Below are 14,993 nucleotides of genomic sequence, written 5' to 3'. Positions count from 1 at the left end.
GCCGATCCTTCCAGGTGGCGCCCGGTCCTGGGTACGAAGGCTGATTGCGCTCCACGGCCCACGAGTCCGGCGCCCGGGGTGCTGGGGCATTGGCTTCGTCCTTGACGCGTCCATCCAAGCGGAGTGACGACGCGACGCGTTCGGGTCAGAAACGGAAGCCGAACAGTCCGCCGGTGTCGATTTCGTCGGTGAGGTGGGGCTCACGGACGTAGGGGGCGGGGTCGAAGCCGAGGCGGGTGGCTTTGTCGAGGTCGTCACTGTTGAAGGTAGCGACGTACTGCAGGCCTTCGTCCCGGGTGACGTCGGCGACCAGGGAGAGAGCGGCGGCCAGCTGGCGTGCGTCGACTCCGTCGAAGAGGTGGCTGTCATGGATGAGGAAGTCGGGCCCGCGGCCGTGACGGTGGGCGAGAACGGCGAGGGTCAGGTCGAAGCAGAAGATGACCATGTTGCCGATGCCGCGGCTGTCGTCGCTGTGGATGTGCGGCCGCACCTGCAGACTGTTGGGGCCGGCTTCAATGGCCAGATAGGCTTCGCGGCCCTGTCCATACAGCCGCTGCGCGTACCGGGAGAACAGCAGTGTCGCCTCGGCGGTCTGCTCGACGCGCTCGTCGAGGTCGGTGGTGACGGCCTGCTGCAACTGCAGCCGCTGCGCGGTGATCTGGCGGGCGCTGGCCTCCAGCGTTTGCGCTGCCTCATACCGGTGACGCAGGGCCTCAAGGGTGGCCTGTTCGCGGGCGAGTGCTTGCTGCAGTGCGGTCAGCGCTTCCAGGGCGCCTCCGTCGTTGAGGATGCGCAGCAGGCGTGCCTGTTCCTCCCCGAGCTGGGCCCGTTCGGTTCGGCGGCCCTCCAGCCGGGCGGTCACTTCGGCGATTTCTGCCTCGAGGAAGCGCCGGCGGTTGCGTACGACGGAGTGGTGGAAGGTCTGCACGTCCTCGAAACGGCGGCGGACCTGGTTGGTGAGGACGATCCCGAGTTCTCGGTAGACGGGCTCGAGGTACTCCGTGTCCACGTCCGCGGCCTCGTTGACGGCCTGCTGCAGCTCCTCCAGGTTGCTCTGGTCGATCACGTCGTCCTGGGCGAGCTGCTTGATCTGCCGGGCGATCCCATCGGCCTGTTCCTTGACCCGCTCGTATTCGGGGACGACCCTGAATTCCGCGATCTGCGCCTGGAGACGATCCACCTGGGCCTGGGCCAGAGTAATCTGACCACGCAGATCAGCCGTGGTGCCGACGATCCTGCCCCATACGGGGTCGTTTACGGCCTTGCGGAGCTGGGTGCGGGTTGCCTTGCGCGCGGCGAGCTGCCGGTAGCCGTCGGCCAGCTGCCAGTCCAGGCCGAGCAGATAGGCGAGATTCGTGGTGGCGTCGGCTTCGGACTGCCGCGCGAACGTACGCGTTGCCTCATTGAAGCCGTGCGAGGACACCCGTCGGGCCAGGAACGACAGCATCGTCCGCCCACTGACACCGGCGTGATCGGAGCGCAGATGGAACAGCTCCCGTTCGATCAGCCGCGTCCATTCCTCGGCGCTGATATCGGCCGGACCAGGAAAGTCCGACCAGAGACCAAGGTCTAGGTCTTCGGTGGCGGTGATGTCCGGCGCGACGCGGACGACGGACGGGCGGCTTCCTTTACGCCACACGCGCAGGTCGGCTTCGATCGTCGGCCATGTCATCTGCAGTTCGAAGGTGATGTCACGCACCGCCTTCTTGGCCACCAGGGACTTCTTCGTGACCCGCGCTCCGAGCAGGAAATGGATCAGCTCGATGAGGCTGGACTTGCCGGCGCTGTTGCGGCTGTCGGTGTCGGACGAGCCCTGCGTGCGGTCCGCCACGATCAGGTTCAGGCCCGGCGTGAAGTCGGCGGGCTTGAACCGAGGGTCATCAGCGCTCAAGCGCCGCAGCATGCGCACTCCTCGCCACCAGCACGTCCCCGCGCAACTCCACCACACCCATGCTGAAGAGCACATCCAGCGCCAGCACGAACCAGCCGAACGATACCGGCGAGGGGTGCCCGTGCTCCGCCCGCCATGACTTCAGCCGGGCCCACGCCTGGCTGACAGAGCGGGGTTCCTCCAACTGGAGAAGAACCTGAGCGCCGACCGCGAGCAGGCACCGGTCGGGAGCAATGCCCTTCGTCGGGGTGATCATGCCACGACCCCAATCGTGGAGTTCTCCCAGCCGGCGGGCGGCGCCTTGAAGATGTCGCAGCGCTCGAAGAAGTGGGCCAGGACCACCCACGTGGCCCGCTGCACACGCGGAGGCGCGCTGCCATTGCCCAGCACGTACATCTCCAGCTGCCACAGCACGTCTTCCGGATCCGACCACTCCCGGCATACCTGCTCGTAGTACAGGCGGAAGCCCTGCGCCACCTCGTCGTGCTCCACGGCACGAAGCTTGCCGTCGTAGAAGGCGTCGACCAGGTGGCTGTGCCGCATGCCCCGCAGCAGCCCCTCGCGTGCCTCACCCTGAATACTGTTGAAGTCGAGCTTGCCCGGATCGACCTCGGGCAGCTGCATCAGCGGATCCGGGGCGCTGCGGTGGTCGCGCAGATGATTCAGCAGAGGCGCGAGATCATCCATGCCGATGCCGTGCACGACGGCATGAATCGGGACCTCACAGCCCAGCACGTCCTCCACAAGTGGCAGTTCCAGCTGGATGCACTCATGCCACAGACGCCGCGCGCCCATTTGCTCTACTCGCAGCTCGGGGTGGGCGTCTTGCACGTCCGACAGGACAGTGGCGACCTCGGGGTGCATCCCCCGCCGGTCGTTGTGTACGAAGACGAACACGTCGAACTGACTACCACGCTTGCGCAGCGCCTTCGCGACGTCCGAATCGATCTTGCGTTTGATCTCTGAAGCGTCCACGGTCTGCGGCGCGTAACAGGCATACAGCTTGCGGTCGTACAGCAGGAGACCATCCGCACCCTGGTCACCCAGCCGGCCATGCGTACGCACATCCAGAAACTGGGGGTACCGCGCGCACATGAGCCGGTGGAAAAAGTCCTCGAACGCAGACTCATACAGCTCAGCCATCAGCTCCAAGAACTTCAGCCGCGCATACATCCGCTGCTCGTATCGCATAGTCCCCTCCCCGCGACACACAGTAGCTCCCCGAGATCATCCGAGACAGTCCCGCGCAGCGCCTACCCCCGCCGCCCGCGGCCCGGCCCCGTTCGGGACCAATTCACAGATGCCTTGCTCCTGCATGGTGCAGGAGTCGGCACTCGCCGGTCCGTTCGGCGGGTCCCGCTTCGCTCGCATCGCAAGGTGCTGTTCCGCCCACAGGCCCACAGCGTTATCCGCGCTCTGCGCACCGGTCAGGCAGCGGTGGGCTACCGGAGCATCAGCGACAGCACGCACCGCTTGACCACAGCGGCTCCAGCGCAGCGGCGGCACGATTGTGGGAGGTCTCGCAATCCGTCGTGAATCCCGGCTCCACGCCGTACGTCATCGCATCCCACGAAAACGTCGCGGCCACAAGCGCGGGCTATCGCATGTCCAGGCGTTTGGGTGAAGGACCTGGCGACGCGGCCGCCATGCATCCGACCGGGAACACCGCGCGGCTGGCTATGCCCAGCTTGACCGTTTGCTCATCGCGTCGTCGATGAGGGCGCTGTAGCGACGCGCCGCCTCTTCAGCAACAGGATCGAACCTGGCGCGCAGGGCCGAAGCCTCTTCGTCCCAGTCCGTCCAGCCGAGCACGGGCGCGGCCAGATCCAACAAGCTGAGGAAGACCGCACCGACCTGCGTGATCCAGTACGCGCGCTGCACGTGCAGCCCGTCGAAGTCGTAGGCGAACTTGCCAGACTCAAGGTCCCCGTACAGCAGCATGTGCTGCATCAGGCTGGGGTGCCCGCCGGCGTTCGAGAGCATCGCGAATGCGGGATAGCCTCCGACCTCGGTGAAATGCGTATCGAACAACCGCTGGCGATTTGGCTTCGCCACTCGGGGGTAGCCACGCTGCACCCAGAGGGCATCCAGCGCGCTCTGCAACGTCGCCTTGATCCTTCGCCACCGGAGCGCGTTCTTGCGAAGCCGAGGGTCCCCGGAAGTCTTGGCGGCTTGATACCAGTGATCCTCGCCCTTGCCGAAGATGTCGATCGTGTCCATCGTCAGTGCGAATGCACGCGCCTCCATCGTTCCCTCAGTCCCGTTGACCAGCCAGGCCGCGAGAGCCTGCGTCTCATGGAGATGCCGCAGTTGCGCCAGTGCCGTGGTCGAGGCCCACGCGTCGAGCAGGGCGTTTGCCGCCGCCGCCGACTCGGCGCCGTTCGTCAGGAACATGAGGACCTGGTGCTCGGGGAGGGTCGGGATCGGGTGAGGGAAGTCGGGGTCGCCTTTAACACCCGCCTGGAGGGCCGCCTGGATCCGCCTCTGCCCGACGTTCTGGGTCGCGTGCGAGACCACCTCGAACGCGGCCCTGCGCAGCTCGGCGTCGGAAAGATCCGCGGGCAGCCGGGCCGCGTCCTCGTGGACTTCCTGCGGCGGAACGACCGATGCGGCGAAGGCGGGGAGCATGTCGTCCAGGAACGCCATGCCTCGCTCGGAGCCGAACTCGCTCAGGATGCTCTCGTAGCTCACCTCGGTGCCGCCTTCGGACACGGAGAACGAGCTGATCACGTCAAGCAGCGGCTGCATCCGTTGCATCCGTTCACGGGCGTCGTTCGTGCTGAACCAGGCCAAGAACTCTTCGGCCGTGGGCTGTTCATCGGTCATGAACGCAGGCTCGCACAGGCGAACTCGGGCACGTTACTGAGTAAGAGTGCGCCGCTTCCTCGTGCTACCTTCCGTCGCCGCGGTCAGGCTCCTGCGGCGCGGACGATCGTCCCGGCCATCCGGTGCGTGAGGACGTCGGGTGTGACGGGTATCGAAGAATGGAGCCCACTGCACGGTGGCGTATGGAGAAGGCGCAGCCACGGTCACCACTGCTCGCCTTCGCCTTCGTCGGCGGCGTCCTGCGCCGCCAGCTCGGCCGTCGCCTCGACGTCCACCTCCCCCGTCCCGTGGTAGACGAACACCACCCCGTCCTCTTCCTGGAAGTACGACGGGAGCTCGGAGTCGTCATAGTCGTCCGAGCAGAAGGAACGACGGCCGCAGGCCGGGCACTTGAAGAAGTCGAACCCGTCGAACTCCATCGGGGCCATGGCTGTGGCGCACTCGGGGCAAGCCGGCTGCCCGCTATCAGGAATGTCCTGCGGGGACGGGTCCGGGGCGCCGGTCGCAGGCCGACGGAAGGACAGGACGGTCGCCGACGGCCGATCCGTGGGAGCGCCCGTGCACTGGCCCTGGTGGCCGACATGCCATGGCCCGGCTTCCCCCGGCCCCAGGTTGCCCTCGGAGATCCAGCAGGTCCTGCACGTGGCGGTATGCGTCTCCGCGTCGTACGAGTACAGGGCCTGGGGCGACGGGGGATACAGGGGCATCAGCTTCGTCCTTTGGCTTGTCCCGTCAGGGGTTACAGAGGCCGTCCGTCGCAATCGACGTATCCGCCCGCGGACCGGTGTGGCTGGAAGCAGCTGGCGTGTGCAGCGTCGTGGTCGTAGGTATCGCCGTCGGCGTGCTGGACGAGGAAGGCCCCGGCGTCCGCGGATACTTCCCCCTCGCTCCCGAGCGGCTCCGCGGCGTCACCCCGGGTGCCATCCGCACTGGTGGCCTCCCACACGAACCCCTGCTCGCGGGGAAGCATGATGATTTCGGCGCGGCCGCCGGCGAGCAGCAGCTCGGTGACGCCAGCAGTGGCTTCGCCCGGCGTGACGTCCTTCTTTCCGCAGTGACGAGCACTGTGGTGGGTCCTCACCGGTTTTCCTTCCAGGCGCGGATCTCCAGGTAGACGATCTCGGCCTCGGGATGCATACGGCCGGTCATGACGAGCCAGCCCTGCACCGCAGCGGTCACGTCCCCGCCTGCCGCGTCCACAAGCTGCTTGAACTGGACCGCGTCGAAACCCTGTTCGCCGGATCCGGGGCCGCCGACGTTCGCGCCGTAGGCGCGTTCCTCGGTGCCGTCGGCGCGCTGGACGACGTTGCGGCGCACACCGGGGGAGTCGGCCAGCCGTCCGGCGTCGTGGGTGAACATGCGACGCAGCGCCCGCACCGTGAACGCGATCTTTCCGTTGTTTGCGGCCGCCTCCGCGATCACCGGATACAGGCGGGGCGCACCGGCGGCAATGTGCTGCCTACCGGCCCGCGCCAGGGACGACGTCCACTCCTTCACCCGCCGTCCCCGCTCATCAGTGACCGTACGAGTGCTGCGCACCGTGTTCCGGTGGCGCACACGAGCCCGCTCACCGCTCTTGGTCAGACGCGGCCGCACGTGCGCGCGGGCCAGCCGCTTGAGGCTGTCGATGTCCCGCGGCCCGCCGGCCTGCACCTCCTGCACGACCGCCCGCAACGCCTCCACCATCGAGGCGCCCTTGTTCTTCGTGAAGAACTGCGACACCAGCGACGCGTCACGGCCGAGGATCTCGGCGACCTGCTTCCGGTTGAAGCCCTCGGCGATGAGCTGGTCGGTGAGGCGGGCGGCCTCGTTGCGCTGATCGCGGCGGCCGCCGCCGCGCTGCCTGGGGGGCGTCATGCGGCCGTCTCCTCAACCTCGTCGTCCAACTCGTCGCCCGTATCGCACTCATGGCCGGAGGCGGCCCGGTCGCCGTCCTCCCACTCGCCGTCACCGCCGGCGCCGCAGATGCACTCCCACTGCCCGTACCAGCCGACGTCGCCCGGCTCGGGGCAGTCGTCGTGTCCGGAGGCGGGGGAGTCCTCATCAGGGAACAGGGCTTCGCCGGAGGCGCCGCATTCGGAGTGCTCCCAGCGGGCCTCCCACATCACGTCCGCGGTCACAGCCCCTCGGCCTCCAGATTCTGGCGGCCAAACTTCTGCAGCGTGTAGAACTCCTCGTCGCTGGTCGGGGTGGTCTGCTCCCAGTCCAGTGCGCCCTTGAGGAGGTAGTCGCCCGGCTGCCCGCTGTAGGGCCAGTCCGGCCGCACGGTGGTGTAGATGGCGTCCGTACGGAACGCCAGGACCGAACCGGCCGGCAGATGCAGGGCGCCGGCCGGGACTCCCTTGCCGACCTTGACGTCGCCGGTCTTCTCGTCCTGCCCGATGACCACGCTCTGGTGCGTGGACAGCAGCGCCGCACGCGCGGCCGACCACACGGCGGCTGCCCATTCCGGGTGCGCGTACGGGTCCCGCGCGAACCCGCCGTAGCGCTGCCAGGTGACGTGCGTGTCCGTGATCCCGGTCAGATGCGCGCCATCGGGGATCTCCGGCGTGGACCCGTCCTTGTTGAGTTCCACGGACCCGGTGGTGATCTTCGGGCGCTGTGCGAACGTCCCGATGCCATACAGCAGGATCGACCGAACCGCCCGCGCAGCCAGTCGGAACGCCCACCGCATCGACTCATCCCCGTGCGCGGTGGACCAACGAAGCAGGTGATTCCAGACGCTCTTCAGCTTCGTCGACCACTCCTGCAGCGGGCGCTGGTTCTTCTCCCACACCAGGCCGTCGAGGACCTCCACCTTCCAGGGCATGAGCGGGTTGCGGAGGGCCAGGTTGACCTCGGCGCCTCCCGCCCACGTGACGAAAGTCTGCCCCGGCTCGTACGGGTAGTGCCAGGACCGCTCCCCGGGCGCCGGCGCGGGCAGCAGCCCGACGTGCTCCCACCCCTCCGGGATGGTGACCTTCACCTGCCAGTGCGACGGCGAATACAGCACATCCGCCATCTCCTTGTCGCTCAACGCGGCGAACGAGTCCTTCGTCATCCGGCGCGGAACGCCGGTCGGAGAGGTGGAGCAGTGCCGGGCGTAGGCGAACGTGCGGTCCAGCTCGTACCAGGCCGGAACCTTCGCCGGCACCCGAGGCGGCGTGATCAGCTCGGTGCGGCCCTGCCCGGCCGTCGCGTGCAGCAGACCACGGATCTCTTGCGACAGCACTGGATAGCCATCCGCCCACCGGCCCCGCTCCGGGATGGTGCGTGTCCACAGGTCACGGCCGGTCTGCGACGGCGACCCCATCAGCACGACGTCCCGCCACTTCTCGTGCAGCGCCTTCCACAGCTCCACAAAGGCCTGCCGCACGATCTCCGGGGGCGCACCCTCGGGGTCGAACCACTCACCCACGGACCTGATTTCGGTGTGCTGGTCGCCGCGCTGCCACCGGCCCACTGGATTGCGTGGGTGGACCAGGTGCCCGGCCTGCCGGTCCTTGCCGCGCGAGGACTCCACCTGCCAGCCCTCCGGCAGCGGACCATTCAGCCACGCAGCAACCGCGTCCTTGAGCCACTCATGCCGGGCCGCGTCCCGGTGCCACGGATCGCCTCCTGTCACGTAGATGCGCTCGATCGAGGCCGGGACCGTCGCGTACACCGCGGTAAGGATCTCTGCCACACTCGCGCGCCCCAGCTCCAGCCGGGCAGTCCCGCCGCTCCACACCAGGACACCGGCCGCGGTGTCGAGGAACGCCATCTGCCGCACGGCTTGCTTGAAGTTCGGCCGGGCCGAGACCAGGTTCGACTCGGCCCTGAACCAGCGGTCGCCGTCCGGCCCGGCCGGGATCGACGGCAGTTCACGTGCAGGTGCTTCTCCGGCTGGCTGCGGGGGCTGAGCTGTGGGGGCCTGCTCGGTCGGCGCGGCCTCGGCGGTGTCGGGAGCCGATTCCTCGTCCTGGCCCTCGGGTTCCTGCTCTTCGACTGGGGTCGGCGGCGTGTGACGGTCGGGAGCGACAGATGCGGCAGGTTCCTTGATCGCTTGTGCGGCCGCCTCTGCCGCGGGGCGATCACCGGTGGACTCCGTGGCCAGGTTTTCCGCCGCGGGCTCGCTGGTGGGCGCCTGGGGGCCCAGGCGGGGCACGAGGGCGACGACGTCGATCACCGACAGGCCGGCCGACGTGGCCAACCGATCGGCCTTCGCCTTCTCATACTCGCCCAGCGCAGCGATCTTCTTATCCCGGTCGGCCAGCAGCTTCTTCAGCTGGCGCTCCAAGGGCCTGATCTCGTCACGCAGTTCACGCAGCTCGGCAAGGCCGGCGTTGTAGCTCTTGGCGTCCATCAGTCAGAGACATCCTTCGGAGATCGCCGGAACAACCGCGACCCATTGTGCAGATTATGACTATGCATAGTCAAGCTATGCGTTACTTGGGGGTGCTGCCGGGCCCGGACAGTCCAGCAGGAGAAGAACGCCACCGCTCACCCCACCACCGAATCCGCGCCGGAACCCTGCATGCTCCCAGACCCCACCGACACCGGCTCCGGCCCCATCAGTTCGCCCATCACGTCCTGCAGGTTCCGGCACGACGAGCACAGGCCCGACGGTTCAGACGGAGGAACCCGCTTCTTCGAGCCGGGGATGTTGCACGATCCGCTGCACTCTGGCCAGCCCAGGCACCGCGGGCACTTGTCGTACCCGTCGGCAACCGCCGGACTCCCGCACTCCTCGCACTCGCGCATCACGCGGCTGATCTCGCCCGACCAGGCCGGAGGCGTCCAGACCTCATCGATGTCCTCGTACCGCGACTCGCTCCCGTACGGCGCAGCCGACTGCGCCGGGATGGGCGCGGCCGCCGACGGAGCCGGCCCGCTCGCAGCTCGCCGCAACCGGCCCGCGATGATTGCCTCACGAGTCGTCGTGATCCTCTGCGGCCAGGGCCGGCCGGCAACGACATAGCGGATCAGCTCCGCCGTCCAGCCGCTCGCCAGCATTCCGCTCACAACCCGGCCCTGCTCGGCCAGCACCGGCCCGGTCAGTAGGAACTCCGGACCACACTCCTGGGCGATCGCATTGAGCACCTGCACGCCGGGCGAGTCATCGACAACGGCGTCCGCAGGCCTGCTCTTGGAGTTGGCGAGATCCCCCGTCCCGTCCGTCCCTCCGTCCGGTTTCGTTTCGCGCGCGGGAGCTGCAGACGAAGGACGGACGGAAGGAAGGGCGGGCTCTCGAGAAGGGTTATCGACTGGGTTCTTGATATTGGGCGTCATGGGTGACCCCACCCTCCCGTCATGGTTGACGCCAGGGGTGGCGTCATGGGTGACGGGACCCCCCTCCCCTTGGGGTGGCGTCATGGGTGACGCCACCCCCTCAGCAGCACCATCCTTCGGGTCGATCGGCGGCCCAGTCTTCGCCGCCTTCCGCCCGCCCTTCGGCATGATCCCGGCGTCCTTCTTGGCCTTCACCCGCGCCGCCGTGACCGCCTCCGCGACATCCTTCGCCTTCTGGTCCGGGCCCAGCGGATCAACCCACTCCCCACGCCAGAAAGCCGCGTCGTTCAGCTGGTAGACGTTCGCGTCATTGAGCTTCGGGTTATCCGGGTCCGTACGGCGCTCGATGCGAAAGAGCCCAGCGACCTCGCCCTCGAGGAGAGTGCGGTCCAGCGTCTTCTCACTCACACCCAGCTGCGCCGCCAGCTCGCGCCGGTAGGGCTTGCCGCGGCCGGTGTCCCGCACGCCTACATCGGCGTACGTGACGAGGATCGAATAGAGCGTGCGCAGGTTGGTCGTGTACCGGGGATCGCACACCCACTGCGACACGACCTGGCCGAACGGCAGGCCGCCGCCCCGGCGCACCTCGGGAGAAAGGCTCATCGGCCTCGCCCCCCAGGTCGATTGGAAGCGATGGCCTGGCGCGGCCGGGCGACGGTCGAGGATGCGGATGGCGATCCGTGGGTTCGTGAGATTGCCCCCGCGGAGCTCGGGGGTGCCGCTCTCTGGCCGAACGGCGGAGCAGCAGGGTTGTGCTGGTATGACACGTACGGTCCCTTGATCAAAGGGAGCCGATGATCAGCAGATGAACGTGACTCGGCCTACATGATCGAAGCCGCAGTGGAGCTTCGACGGCGAGCCTGACTATCCTGTTCGTGGTGACCGCGGGCCCTGGTGGTCCAGGCACCCAGCGCGGTCACCGCGCTGACCACGACTCCGATGCTTGCCGGCGGGGGAGTCGCTTCGACGGCCGCACCTGTTCCCGCAGGGGCGGCCGTCACCCGTTTTACGGGGGGATACCAAGATTCACGGAGCCGTTCTCCTTATCCGTCGAACTCGTACTCGAGCACGTACGAGAGCGAGTCGAGAGTCATGTGATTGACCTCCACAACCCGTCCGCCCTCTTCGTAGGCAGTCCGGACGATGTTGATCACTGGCGTGTCTGAGGAGAGGTTGAGCCCGACGGTGTCCTCCGCCGAGGGCATGCGGACTCGGATCTCTTCACGGAAGTGCACAGGGGCATGACCGAGTTCAGTCAACCGAGCGTAGATCCCGCCGTCGCCTGAATGTTCTTCAGTGATCTGCGACCCTGCGACCAGGTCGTACGGCATGTACGACGTAGACAAGAGGATCGGCCGGTCCTCGACGATGAAGCGACGACTGCGGGCGAACGCAGAGTTCTCACCTTCGAGGCCCAGTGCCTGGGCGATGAGCGGCGGCGCGGTAAGCCGACCGAGGAACGTGCTCTCGCTTGTCAGTGTTCGGCTGTCATCGGCGGAGAAGATGCTGGCACCTGATCCCCAGTGCTCGCGGGACAGGCGCGCGATGCCTCGACGGCGGACGGGCTGGAACGACCGCACGTAGAAGCCGGCCCCTTTGCGGGACTCGACTAGGCCCTCCTTCTTGAGGGCGTTAAGCGCCTGACGCGCGGTCATGCTGGCCACGCCGTACTCGGCAGCCAGGGGGTTCTCCCCAGGCAAGCGGTCGCCGGGACCAAATGCGCCTTCATCGATCTTGGTGCGCAGATCGTCAGCGATGCGCCGGTACTTCGGCAGCTTGCTCGTCTCTCCAGCCATCCCTCTCCCTACCTCGCTAGCGATCCTACGGCCCCACGCCGCAGAGATCACTCCGAGGCCCGACAACACGCCTGGAGCATACATCGCTAGGGAGGTGTTGACAGCTCGCTAGGGAAGGGTCTTTCCTGGGTGGCGGCGGCACAAGCTCGCTAGGGAAGTTCCGCGGAAATTGGGCGGGGCTTTCGAGGGCACCGCCATGCCAAAAACGGCCCTCCGGGTGGTCTTGGCAGAGACCCGGAGAGCCGCCCGGCCGTACCGACTGAAACGGAGTTACGACCGTGTCAAAGATTCTCGCAGGCAAGCGACCGACAGAACAGCGCGTAGAGATCGCGGGTTCGCGGCTGCTGGCTGCGGCGTTCGAGCGTCATGCCGACGCGCTGCTGGCCTACATCCGCGGGCACAACGAGCTGCCGGCCGCCACCGACTCGTACGGGGTCGAGGACCTGGCCGCCGAGGTGTGGCTGGAGTTCGCGACGAACATGGACCGCATCGACAAGCGGGTCCTGGACTTCTCGTACGTGCGGCTGACGGCGAACAAGGTCGTCCGCAGGGTCGCGAAGGTCGAGGACGTCGAGGTGCCGGTCGGCTTCGCCGGCGGTGAGCTGGGACTCGCCGTCGAGGGCGCCGATTTCGGCGACGACGAGGACTACGCGGTGGCCCCGCTGGAGCCGGTGGCGAAGCTCGGCGACACCCTGATCGAGGGCAGGCCCCGCACCGGCATGGGTGCCGGGCTGGTCCGCCACCTGTTCGATGCGGGGGTGGCGGCGTGAGTGCGGCGACGACTACTTCGACGCGGACCAAGGTCAAGATTTCCGCTCCGCAGGTCACGGTCATCCAGGCACAGGCCCTCGTCACCACCTGGTTGATCACCGGATTCGTAGCCTTCGGTGTCGCCTGGGGCCTGGGCCTGCAGGCCGCCTGGTGGCACCGCGTTCTGCTGGCGCTCCCGGTCGTCGGCTTGGGCGTGGCGGATGCGTACGGCATCGACCACGTCATGGACTTCCGCGCCCGGCTGACGCGTGCGCTCGCTGACCTGGACTGGGTGCAGATCCCGCTCGCGATCGGTGGCGGTGCATGGCTGCTGGGGCTCGTGCCCGCGGTCGGCACCCGCCTGGTGATCGTCGGGCTGATCGTCTTGGTTGCCGTGCTGTACCGCTACGCGCCGCACGCGGCAGCCCCCGCTGGAGGTGCCCGATGAGCAGCAGCCTCGCTGACTTCCGTACGGAGCGCCGCCAGGACCAGGAGTTGCAGGCCAGGCAGGCCCGGGAGGACAAGGCTCTCGATGTCGACCTCGAACTCCGCAAGGAGGAGTCGCAGTTCGAGCGGGAGATGCGGCTGAGGGCTCAGGAGCTGGAGGCCGAGCGGCTGAAGGCCGAGGAGGCCCGCAAGGACAAGGCGCAGAAGGACGCCGCCGAGCTTGCGAAGAAGCAGGCGGCCGAGGCAGCGAAGCTTCAGCGGGAGAAGGAGCGCCGCAAGGAGAAAGAGCGGGATCGGAGGCTGCGCCGGGAGCGGTGGCAGCAGCGGCTCGACGCCGCGCCGAAGTGGCTGGCCGAGCACCTGGACTTGTCGGCCGCGTTGGCGGTGATGGCCTGCAGCATCGTTCCCGCCTTGATCTCCCAGGCCTCGTCGCTGAGTGACACCGGCATCGTGGACGCGATGGGTTGGGCCGGCGGCCTGCTGGTCGCGCTGCTGCCGTTCATGCTGGAGTGCTCGGCCTGGGCGGCGACCGCCGGCGAGGCCAAGGCGATGAAGCAGGGCCGCTCGCCGTGGCCGTACCGGATCGCCGTGTATGCGTTCGCGGGCTTGGCCTCGTGGGTCAACTACCTGCACGGCCGCAACGTCGGCGGTGACCGTTACGGGGTGCTGCTCGGCAGTGTCCTGGCGGCGTCCTCGATCATCCCCATCCTGGTGTGGCAGCTGGTGCAGCTCGGCCGGCACATCGAGTACCGGGAGCGGCTGCGTGCGGAGCGGCGCCGGCGCCGTGATGCGAGGGCGACGCGCAGGACGCGGAGGCAGGATCTGCCGAGGGTCTGGGATGCCGCGAAGCGGCTGCGGGCGGTCGCTGGGTTCGAGCGGCTGTCCGAGGAGGACGCGTGGACGGTCGCGTACACGGTGTTCGAGGGTGCCGGATCGGAGGCGCTCTCGGACGAGATCCTGGCGCTGTTGTCCGCGGAGATGCTCGGTGATCTGGTGGAGGCCGAAGGACGCCGGACGGTCGTCCTGGAGGCGTTGGCGGAGGTTCGGTTCGAGCGACGGCGACTCGCGGAAGCGCTCGCCCAAAGGACCTCCGAGGAGGGGTCCGCGAAGGGCTCTGAGGAGTCCGTGAAGGAGTCCGCGGAGCAGTCCGCAACCCTCCCTGTGCGGGTCTTTGAAGCGTCCTCGAGCGGACTCGTCACAGTCTCCGAAAAGCCCCGGTTGCGGACGGTATCTGTGCAGATCAACCCGTCCGTCCCCGCGTCCGCACGCACGTCTGATTCCGCGCCCGCGCGCACACGCGAAACCGCGCGCCCGCGCACGCGTAAGGCTCGTACGGCGAGCGCCGTACGGAACCTGTCGCCGGGTGCGCGGAAGGCCGCGTCGGTGTCCGCGAAGGCGTACAGCGCGAACGAGAACGCGGACATCGAGGAGTGGATCCGCGGAGAGCTCGCGGCGGGCCGCAAGGTCGGCTTCAAGGAGGTCGCTGACGAGACGGAGAAGCGCCGCCAGGCGAACCTGCCGAAGAAGAAGGCGGCCGAGCTCGGCCGGCCGAGCAAGACCTGGGCCTACACCCGGATCTCCGAGGCGAAGAACCCGGTCCGGCGGAGCGCCTGATGCCCCGCATCAGCATGCACTTCTGGGACCCGGAGGGCTTACGGTTCGGCATCCCGACCTGGCCCGTCGGGCACCCCGACGGACCGGACCAGGAAGTCCTCGCCACCTACCGGCAGTTGAAAGCCCGGGGCTTACGCCCCGGGGGGCAGGAGCCGGTCGGCCAACTCGGCTGGTGGATACGCCGAGGCCAGCGGTTCGCCTACCTCTACCGGGTCGACCAGGCGAAGAAGCAGCGTCCGATGACGCCGGCGAAGTGGGCGTCGGTCCACAAGGCGCTCGCGGCGCGGCGGACCTGCCCGGAGTGCAAGACCGAAAAGGGCTACTACATCAACCGCGACCCGGGCGTGTGCCGGGAGTGCGATCCGAACGCCCCGAAGGCCTGGGATTCCGACGATCCATTGCTCGCGGCGTGAAGCACC

15 protein-coding genes are annotated in these 14,993 nt (G+C 67.9%); 4 read left to right on the top strand and 11 right to left on the bottom strand.

The annotated features are described in order from the left end of the window. Positions 1-145: 145 nt before the first annotated feature. The 11 genes from ACZ60X_RS36445 to ACZ60X_RS36395 all read right to left on the bottom strand — a co-directional run bounded on the left by ACZ60X_RS36445 (position 146) and on the right by ACZ60X_RS36395 (position 11,763). On the bottom strand, positions 146-1,903 hold the full coding sequence (locus ACZ60X_RS36445) for an ABC-three component system protein (protein ID WP_469608104.1): 1,758 nt from the start codon (positions 1,901-1,903) through the stop codon (positions 146-148). Beyond that, positions 1,881-2,147: an ABC-three component system middle component 6 gene (locus ACZ60X_RS36440; RefSeq protein WP_469608101.1), complete on the bottom strand. Its 267-nt coding sequence runs from the start codon at positions 2,145-2,147 to the stop codon at positions 1,881-1,883. The genes ACZ60X_RS36445 and ACZ60X_RS36440 overlap by 23 nt, the downstream gene beginning before the upstream one ends. Next, positions 2,144-3,082, bottom strand: coding sequence for an ABC-three component system protein (locus ACZ60X_RS36435; RefSeq protein ID WP_469608099.1), 939 nt, complete (start codon positions 3,080-3,082; stop codon positions 2,144-2,146). The genes ACZ60X_RS36440 and ACZ60X_RS36435 overlap by 4 nt, the downstream gene beginning before the upstream one ends. Positions 3,083-3,568: 486 nt before the next feature. Next, positions 3,569-4,717 (bottom strand): hypothetical protein, encoded by a 1,149-nt coding sequence (locus tag ACZ60X_RS36430; RefSeq protein ID WP_469608096.1) that lies wholly within the window; start codon positions 4,715-4,717, stop codon positions 3,569-3,571. Between the two features lie 203 nt (positions 4,718-4,920). Further along, positions 4,921-5,424: a TFIIB-type zinc ribbon-containing protein gene (locus ACZ60X_RS36425; RefSeq protein ID WP_469608094.1), complete on the bottom strand. Its 504-nt coding sequence runs from the start codon at positions 5,422-5,424 to the stop codon at positions 4,921-4,923. Positions 5,425-5,456: 32 nt separating this feature from the next. Then, a complete protein-coding gene (locus ACZ60X_RS36420; protein WP_469608091.1) occupies positions 5,457-5,798 on the bottom strand; it encodes a hypothetical protein in 342 nt (113 codons plus the stop codon). After that, the gene (locus ACZ60X_RS36415; protein ID WP_469608089.1) at positions 5,795-6,574 is read right to left on the bottom strand and encodes a hypothetical protein; all 780 of its coding nucleotides are present in this window, start codon (positions 6,572-6,574) and stop codon (positions 5,795-5,797) included. The genes ACZ60X_RS36420 and ACZ60X_RS36415 overlap by 4 nt, the downstream gene beginning before the upstream one ends. Further along, positions 6,571-6,837, bottom strand: a complete 267-nt coding sequence (locus ACZ60X_RS36410) for a hypothetical protein (RefSeq protein ID WP_469608087.1) — start codon at positions 6,835-6,837, stop codon at positions 6,571-6,573. The genes ACZ60X_RS36415 and ACZ60X_RS36410 overlap by 4 nt, the downstream gene beginning before the upstream one ends. After that, entirely contained in the window at positions 6,834-9,041 is a 2,208-nt protein-coding gene (locus tag ACZ60X_RS36405; protein ID WP_469608084.1) for a Mucin-19, read from the bottom strand. The genes ACZ60X_RS36410 and ACZ60X_RS36405 overlap by 4 nt, the downstream gene beginning before the upstream one ends. A gap of 137 nt (positions 9,042-9,178) precedes the next feature. Continuing rightward, on the bottom strand, positions 9,179-10,570 hold the full coding sequence (locus ACZ60X_RS36400; RefSeq protein WP_469608082.1) for a hypothetical protein: 1,392 nt from the start codon (positions 10,568-10,570) through the stop codon (positions 9,179-9,181). Between the two features lie 440 nt (positions 10,571-11,010). Then, on the bottom strand, positions 11,011-11,763 hold the full coding sequence (locus ACZ60X_RS36395; RefSeq protein ID WP_469608079.1) for a GntR family transcriptional regulator: 753 nt from the start codon (positions 11,761-11,763) through the stop codon (positions 11,011-11,013). A gap of 278 nt (positions 11,764-12,041) precedes the next feature. Between ACZ60X_RS36395 and ACZ60X_RS36390 the strand changes: the two genes are divergently transcribed. From ACZ60X_RS36390 to ACZ60X_RS36375, 4 genes are read left to right on the top strand one after another with little or no spacing between them, the layout of a single operon-like run. Beyond that, on the top strand, positions 12,042-12,533 hold the full coding sequence (locus tag ACZ60X_RS36390) for a hypothetical protein (RefSeq protein WP_469608076.1): 492 nt from the start codon (positions 12,042-12,044) through the stop codon (positions 12,531-12,533). Further along, entirely contained in the window at positions 12,530-12,961 is a 432-nt protein-coding gene (locus ACZ60X_RS36385; protein ID WP_469608073.1) for a hypothetical protein, read from the top strand. The genes ACZ60X_RS36390 and ACZ60X_RS36385 overlap by 4 nt, the downstream gene beginning before the upstream one ends. Then, positions 12,958-14,574, top strand: a complete 1,617-nt coding sequence (locus ACZ60X_RS36380; protein ID WP_469608070.1) for a hypothetical protein — start codon at positions 12,958-12,960, stop codon at positions 14,572-14,574. Before ACZ60X_RS36385 ends, ACZ60X_RS36380 begins: the two co-directional genes overlap by 4 nt. Then, positions 14,574-14,987: an RRQRL motif-containing zinc-binding protein gene (locus ACZ60X_RS36375; RefSeq protein ID WP_469608067.1), complete on the top strand. Its 414-nt coding sequence runs from the start codon at positions 14,574-14,576 to the stop codon at positions 14,985-14,987. Before ACZ60X_RS36380 ends, ACZ60X_RS36375 begins: the two co-directional genes overlap by 1 nt. The last annotated feature ends 6 nt before the right edge of the window (positions 14,988-14,993 follow it).

It is taken from the genome of Streptomyces sp. NPDC104106 (assembly GCF_055584345.1).
This window is presented reverse-complemented; position numbering and strand designations above follow the sequence as displayed.